Below are 6,941 nucleotides of genomic sequence, written 5' to 3' on the forward strand. Positions count from 1 at the left end.
ATGTTACCGTGTTTCAGGTTCGGGTTTCCTACAACCAGAAACCCTATCGCCGGGCGGTCATGGAAACCTACGGCGCCAAATGTGTGGCTTCGCCCTCGGAACTGACCGAGTTTGGCCGCAAGGTGCTGGCTGAGACGCCGGACCACACGGGCAGCCTGGGTATTGCCATCTCCGAAGCGGTGGAACTGGCTGTCCAGGACCCGAACACGAAGTATGCCCTGGGTTCGGTGCTCAACCACGTATTGCTGCACCAGAGCATCATTGGCCTGGAAGCCATGCAGCAGATGGAAATGGCGGACTGCTGGCCCGATGTGATTGTGGGTTGTACTGGCGGTGGTTCCAACTTTGCCGGAATTGCTTTCCCGTTTATGGGGCACGCCCTGAGAGGCGGCGAGAAATCCCGGATTGTGGCGGTAGAGCCCTCGGCTTGTCCCACGCTGACCCGGGGCAAATACGCTTACGATTACGGCGATACCGCCCACATGACCCCGCTCACCAAGATGCATACCCTGGGCTCCGGCTTTACGCCGCCCGGATTCCACGCCGGTGGTCTGCGCTACCACGGTATGGCACCACTGGTGTCCCATGCCAAGGAACTGGGGCTTTTTGATGCGGTATCCTATACCCAGCGGGAATGCTTCGAGGCCGGTGTCCTGTTCGCCAGGAACGAGGGTATTGTGCCGGCTCCGGAAGCCAACCATGCGGTCAAGGGCGCCATCGACGAAGCCCTGCGCTGTAAGCGGGAAGGCAAGGAAGAGGTGATCCTGTTCAACCTCTGCGGCCATGGCCATTTCGATATGGCGGCCTACACCTCCTACTTCGCCGGTGAACTGAGCGACCACGAATACGACGAACAGGAACTGGCCATGGCCCTGTCCGGGCTGCCCTCGGTCAACGCCTGATCAGTCGTCTTTCGCCCGCTGTTTGAAAATCGTACCCCCGCCGCCGGCATCCAGTTGTCGGATGGCGGTGGGTGCGCCCTCGTCATCCAGTCGCACGTCTCCGATGCCCGCGCCGTTCCAGAGCCGCTCGCCGGCCTCGCGGCCCTCGGGTAGCCTGGGGGAAATCCACATGCGCCGTCTCTTGGTGAACCAGTTGAGGGGCGACCAGGGTGCGAACAGCCAGCGATTGAGCCGGTCCAGCCATTCCAGCAGGGCGTTGGGGAATTCGTTCTTGATGCCGCTACTGGTGATTTGCCAAACGCGGGGGCCGTTCTGTTTGTGGCGCACCCTCACATCGTAGGCAAACGAATAGTGAACATCGCCTGAGAGAATCACGAAGTGTCTGGGCGTTCGGGGGTGGCCGAAAATATTCAGTAGCACACTGGCCGCGCCCCGATGCGCCATCCAGTTTTCAGCATCCACCAACAGCGGCTTGCCAAAGAAGGTAAACACCCGCTGGATCATCTCGATGAGCTTTACCCCGAACATCGGCGCCGGCGAAACCACCACGACGGCATCCTCGCCCATGATTTCGTGTTGGAAATCGGTCAGTGATTCCCAGTCCATCAATCCGGAGGGGTGACTACGCCGGATTTCACTCCGCCAGCGATGGGTGCGGGTGTCCAGCACCACCAGTCTGGGTGATGTTGGCAGGCTGTAGTGCCAGTGTTGAAAGTGGAACAGCTGGTCGATCAGATCATCCTGAATGGCCGTATCCAGCTCGTGTTGCCCGTTGCTGGACTCGAACAGCCTCTGACACTGTTCGATCAGCTGCCCGAAATTGCCAGGCTGGTTGCCCCAGCCCTGGCACAAAAGATAGCCCAGCAGGGCATTGCCAATGATGCGCCGGGAAAAGGGGTGTTCGTAAGCGGTGGTTTCCCAGAGCGCGGAGAGATTCCAGTCGTCCGTCACGTCATGATCGTCAAAGATCATATAGACGGGCACGTTGGCCATGGCCCGCGCTGCCTGCGGAAGGCTCTTGCGGAACTCGTCGATGGCGGCCTGTTCTTTTCGATAGCGCGCCAGCTCGTCCGGGTCATCGACCGGTTCAGCACTGGTCACACACGCCCAGGGTTCCGGGGACCAGACCAGCAGATACATGGCCATCACCTCGGCAAAGGAAATCAGGTGATTGCCCGCATTGGCCGTGGTGAACACCGGTTTGCGGACGCCACCGAAGAAGCGCTCGGTCAGGTCTTCATTGAATTCGGATTCCGGCAGCAGTTCATCCCGGTGGTAATAGGCATTCGCCACCGAAGTCAGTTCCTTGCTGTGCGAAAGCGAGGCGCCTTCCAGTACCTCCTGGTAAAGGCCCAGTTGGTGAATGACACACTGGATGGCATGTAACATCGGGCCGGCCACATCATCGGCGTAAACCTGGTCGCCGGTCATCAGGAGCAGAGACGGAACGTCCTCAAGCTTCTTTGCCTTCTGCAGCTCTTCATCCACTCGAACCAGCCCGTCAGGAGAGGGGTGGTGGGGTCTTCGGCAGGAGCCGTGGAGTATTCGGTCCAGCCTGGATTTCAGGGTAAAGCCCGGCCTCTCCCGGCCCTCGGGGCAGAGATGTGGAGCCCACGTCCGGATCCACTTGCAAACCTCTGAGCCGTCGGCGGTGAGCCCCAGGTCGTATTCCAGCCGGGTGTCCTGTGGAAGAGCAGTTTCAGGAGTAATGGTCAGCAGATTCAACCAGGCTCGGGTACCGACCCACAGCCGGGTAATCTCTGAATTCTCCAGCGGGCGATCCAGGAGGAGATCTTCGCCCTGGAAAATTCGCACAGTGAAGGAGGCCCGCTCCATTGTGACGAGCCATAAAACTATCGCGTCAGGCGCTGAATGACGAAGTACCGGTCCGGCCAGTACCCCGTCGGATTTGCCACCAGGCTCCAGGTTCAGTCCTCCTCAACTTCCCTGGGCGGGCAGTGGTGGTCCTCCACCACGGTGCCATCGTCCACGCTCTCGAGGTGCACATCAAAGCCCCACAACCGGTGCACGTGCCGCAGGACTTCGTCAGTTTCCTTTCCAAGGGGGACGCGGTCCACGGGAATGTGGCGCAGGGTCAGTGAGCGATCGCCGCGGACATCCACATTCCATACCTGGATGTTGGGTTCCCGATAGCTGAGGTTGTACTGGCGCGCCAGCTTCTCTCGCAGGTCTCGGTAGCCGGGGTCGTCGTGGATGGCGGTTACCCGGTACACGTCTTCCTGATCATCATTCTGGATTGCGAAAAGTTTCAGATCCCGCATTACCTTGGGAGAGAGGAACTGCTGGATGAAGCTCTCATCCTTGAAGTTCTTCATCGCAAAATGCAGGGTTTCCAGCCAGTCGCTGCCAGCGATGTCCGGGAACCACTCCCGGTCTTCCTCGGTGGGGTTCTCGCAGATTCGGCGGAGATCCGTAAAGATGGAGAACCCAAGAGTGTAGGGATTAAGCCCGGAATACCAGGGACTGTTATATGGCGGCTGGTACACCACCGCCGAGTGGCTCTGCAGAAACTCGAGCATGAAGCCGTCGGTCACCAGCCCCTTGTCGTACATGCGATGCAGCAGGGTGTAGTGCCAGAAGGTGGCCCATCCTTCATTCATGACCTGGGTCTGGCGCTGGGGATAGAAGTACTGCCCAAGCTTCCGCACGATGCGGATGATTTCCCGCTGCCAGGTTTCCAGCAATGGCGCGTTTTTCTCGATGAAGTAGAGAATGTTCTCCTGGGGCTCCTCCGGATAGCGTTTACGTCGTTTTACCGGGTCATCATCGTCGTCCATTTTCGGAATGGTGCGCCAGAGATCGTTGATGCGCCGTTGCTGGTATTCTTCTCGTTCTTTCTGGCGTCGCATTTCTTCCGACGCCGATATCGGGGCAGGCCGCTTGTACCGATCCACCCCGTAGTTCATCAGGGCGTGGCAGGAATCCAGGATTTCCTCCACGGCGTCCACGCCATAGCGCTCCTCACACTCCGCCACGTAATGACGGGCAAACACCAGGTAATCGATGATCGCGCTGGCGTCGGTCCAGGTGCGGAACAGGTAGTTACCCTTGAAGAAGGAGTTGTGGCCATAAGAGGCATGGGCAATAACCAGCGCCTGCATCGGCAGGGTGTTTTCCTCCATCAGGTAGGCGATGCAGGGATTGGAGTTGATCACGATCTCGTAGGCCAGGCCCATCTGGCCGCGCTGATAGCCCTTTGAGGTGCTGAGAAACTGTTTGCCGAAGGACCAGTGATGGTAGCCAACGGGCATGCCCACGGAGCTGTAGGCGTCCATCATCTGTTCTGCGCTGATCACCTCGATCTGGTTCGGGTAGGTGTCCAGGTCGAACTCGGCGGCGCACTTGGCAATCTCGTCATCGTATTCCTGGATCAGCTCGAAGGTCCACTCAGAGCCTGTGGAGATTGGCTCCCGGGCCCTGGGCTGATCACTTCCCGGCATATTGGGGCGGTCCATGAGGTTGGTCATGCGGCTTTCCTCTCGAACAGCTGGCGGAATACCGGGTAGATTTCACCGGGGTCGGCGATCTGCTGCAGGGCAAAGCTCTGGGGGAATTGCTCCTGAATCTTCTCGTATTCATACCAGAGCATCTGGTGGTCCTGCGGCGTGATTTCCACATAGGCAAAGTACTGAACCAGCGGCAGGATATTGTCGGCCAGGATCTTGCCGCATACCGGGGAATCGTCGTTCCAGTTATCCCCGTCTGACGCCTGCGCTGCGTAGATGTTCCATTCTGCCGGGGAATAACGGGACTCAATAATCTTGTGCATCAGCTTGAGGGCGCTGGAGACGATCGTGCCCCCGGTTTCCCGCGAATAGAAGAACTCTTCCTCGTCCACTTCCTTGGCGCTGGTGTGATGTCGGATGAAGACCACTTCGATCTTCTTGTAGTTTTTCTTGAGGAACAGGTACAGCAGGATGAAAAACCGCTTGGCGATGTCCTTGTGCATCTGGGTCATGGATCCGGATACATCCATCAGGCAAAACATCACGGCGCTGGTGGCCGGCTGCGGTTTTTTCAGGTGCTGGCGATAGCGCAGGTCGATTTCATCAATGAAGGGAATGCGGCGAACGTTTGCTTTCAGTCGCGCGATTTCCTCCTCGAGTACCTGGATCTGATCCTCATGGCTGAACGCCGGGTCCAGATCTTCTGGCGCCGATTTCAGCGCTTCAAGCTGCTTTTCCAGATCCCGGATCTTCTTCTTGCGCGCCCCTCCCAGGCCCAGCCTGCGCGCGTGGGCCCCGCGCAATGAGCGCACTACATCAAGCTTGGCCGGCACCCCATCGGTGCTGAAGCCAGAGCGGACATATTTGAAGGCTTCGGTATCCTTGAGTTTCTTGCGGGCCAGGTTCGGCAGTTCGAGATCGTCGAACAGAAAATCCAGGAATTCTTCCTGCGTAATCTGGAAAGCGAACTCATCCATGCCTTCGCCGTCCGGGCTGGCCTGCCCCTGCCCGGAGCCCTGGCCCCCACCACCATCGGGCTTGGGAATGGTGTCACCGGCCACAAACTCCTGGTTGCCCGGATGCACCATCTCCCGCTTGCCGCCCTGGCCATGGTGAAAGATGGGTTCTTCAATGTCGCGAGACGGAATACTGACTTTCTCGCCCCGCTCTATATCGGTGATCGAGCGTTTCTGAACAGCATCCGACACCGCACGTTTGATGTGGTGTCGGTAACGGCGCAGGAACCGTTCACGGTTCACTGCGCTCTTGTTCTTACCGTTCAGTCGCCGGTCGACTATGTGGGTCATTCCCATGGCGTTACTCCAGCTCAGTGAATGGTCACTGACTTAGTGAGACTTGCGAACCCGCAGGTACCATTCAGCCAACAGCCGCACCTGCTTCTCCGTGTAGCCTCGGTCGACCATACGCTCGACGAACTGCTTGTGCTTGTTCTGATCTTCCTGACTCGCTTTCGGGTTGAAAGAAATCACAGGCAACAGATCCTCGGTGTTCGAGAACATTTTCTTCTCGATCACGGCGCGCAGTTTCTCGTAGCTGAGCCAGGACGGATTCTTGCCACCGTTGTTCGCCCGGGCCCGCAGGACGAAGTTGACCACTTCGTTGCGGAAATCCTTCGGGTTGGAAATGCCCGCCGGTTTCTCGATTTTTTCCAGCTCTTCGTTGATTGAGGAGCGGTCGAGGATCTCGCCGGTATCCGGATCCCGGTATTCCTGATCCTGAATCCAGAAATCAGCATAGGTGACGTAACGGTCGAACAGGTTCTGGCCGTATTCGCTGTAGCTCTCGAGGTATGCGGTCTGGATTTCCTTGCCGATAAACTGCACATAGTGCGGTGCCAGGAATTCCTTGATGAACCGGAGATACTTCTCATGAGTTTCAGCAGGGAACTGCTCCTGTTCGATCTGTTTTTCAAGAACGTAGAGCAGATGCACCGGGTTGGCGGCCACTTCAGTGGTGTCGAAATTGAACACCTTGGACAGGATCTTGAAGGCGAAACGTGTGGAGAGCCCATCCATACCTTCCATCACGCCGGCGGCGTCACGGTACTCCTGGATCGATTTGGCTTTCGGGTCCGTGTCCTTGATGTTCTGGCCGTCATAAACCCGCATCTTGGAGAAGATGCTGGAGTTTTCCGGCTCCTTGATGCGCGACAGCACGGAGAACTGGGCCAGCATGTCCAAAGTGTCGGGCGCGCAGGGAGCACCTTCCAGGGAGCTGTTGCTCAGCAGTTTCTTGTAGATCTCGATTTCCTCCGTAACCCGAACACAGTAGGGCACCTTGACGATATAGACCCGGTCAAGGAACGCCTCGTTGTGTTTGTTGTTGCGGAAGGTCTGCCACTCTGATTCGTTGGAGTGGGCCAGGATCACGCCATCAAAGGGCACCGAGCCCATGCCTTCGGTGGTGTTGTAGTTGCCTTCCTGGGTCGCGGTCAGCAACGGATGCAGGACCTTGATGGGAGCCTTGAACATCTCCACGAACTCCATCAGGCCCTGGTTGGCCTTACACAGGCCACCGCTGAAGCTGTACGCATCCGGATCATCCTGGGAGA

5 protein-coding genes are annotated in these 6,941 nt (G+C 58.0%); 1 reads left to right on the forward strand and 4 read right to left on the reverse strand.

Going from position 1 to position 6,941, the window contains the following annotated elements; genetic code table 11:
- Nucleotides 1-902 (forward strand): TrpB-like pyridoxal phosphate-dependent enzyme (locus B2W52_RS18830; protein ID WP_286803891.1); only part of this gene is annotated, 902 nt, incomplete at its 5' end.
- On the opposite strand, the gene B2W52_RS18835 is transcribed toward B2W52_RS18830, so the two are convergent.
- From B2W52_RS18835 to B2W52_RS18850, 4 genes are all read right to left on the reverse strand, one after another.
- Nucleotides 903-2,738, reverse strand: a complete 1,836-nt coding sequence (locus B2W52_RS18835; protein ID WP_286803892.1) for an alkaline phosphatase D family protein — start codon at nucleotides 2,736-2,738, stop codon at nucleotides 903-905.
- A gap of 92 nt (nucleotides 2,739-2,830) precedes the next feature.
- Entirely contained in the window at nucleotides 2,831-4,390 is a 1,560-nt protein-coding gene (locus tag B2W52_RS18840; RefSeq protein ID WP_273069406.1) for a SpoVR family protein, read from the reverse strand.
- Nucleotides 4,387-5,676 (reverse strand): YeaH/YhbH family protein, encoded by a 1,290-nt coding sequence (locus B2W52_RS18845; protein ID WP_206748289.1) that lies wholly within the window; start codon nucleotides 5,674-5,676, stop codon nucleotides 4,387-4,389. The genes B2W52_RS18840 and B2W52_RS18845 overlap by 4 nt, the downstream gene beginning before the upstream one ends.
- 39 nt (nucleotides 5,677-5,715) lie before the next feature.
- Nucleotides 5,716-6,941: PrkA family serine protein kinase (locus B2W52_RS18850; RefSeq protein ID WP_286803893.1), on the reverse strand; the 1,226-nt coding region annotated here is incomplete at its 5' end.

Source organism: Marinobacter sp. UBA2498, from assembly GCF_002341575.1.
Lineage (GTDB): Bacteria > Pseudomonadota > Gammaproteobacteria > Pseudomonadales > Oleiphilaceae > Marinobacter > Marinobacter manganoxydans.

Bases quoted from the DNA above. Each gene is read 5' to 3' on its own strand.
- B2W52_RS18835 (WP_286803892.1), bottom strand. From the start codon at position 2,738: ATGGAGCGGGCCTCCTTCACTGTGCGAATTTTCCAGGGCGAAGATCTC.
- B2W52_RS18845 (WP_206748289.1), bottom strand. From the start codon at position 5,676: ATGACCCACATAGTCGACCGGCGACTGAACGGTAAGAACAAGAGCGCA.
- B2W52_RS18840 (WP_273069406.1), bottom strand. From the start codon at position 4,390: ATGACCAACCTCATGGACCGCCCCAATATGCCGGGAAGTGATCAGCCC.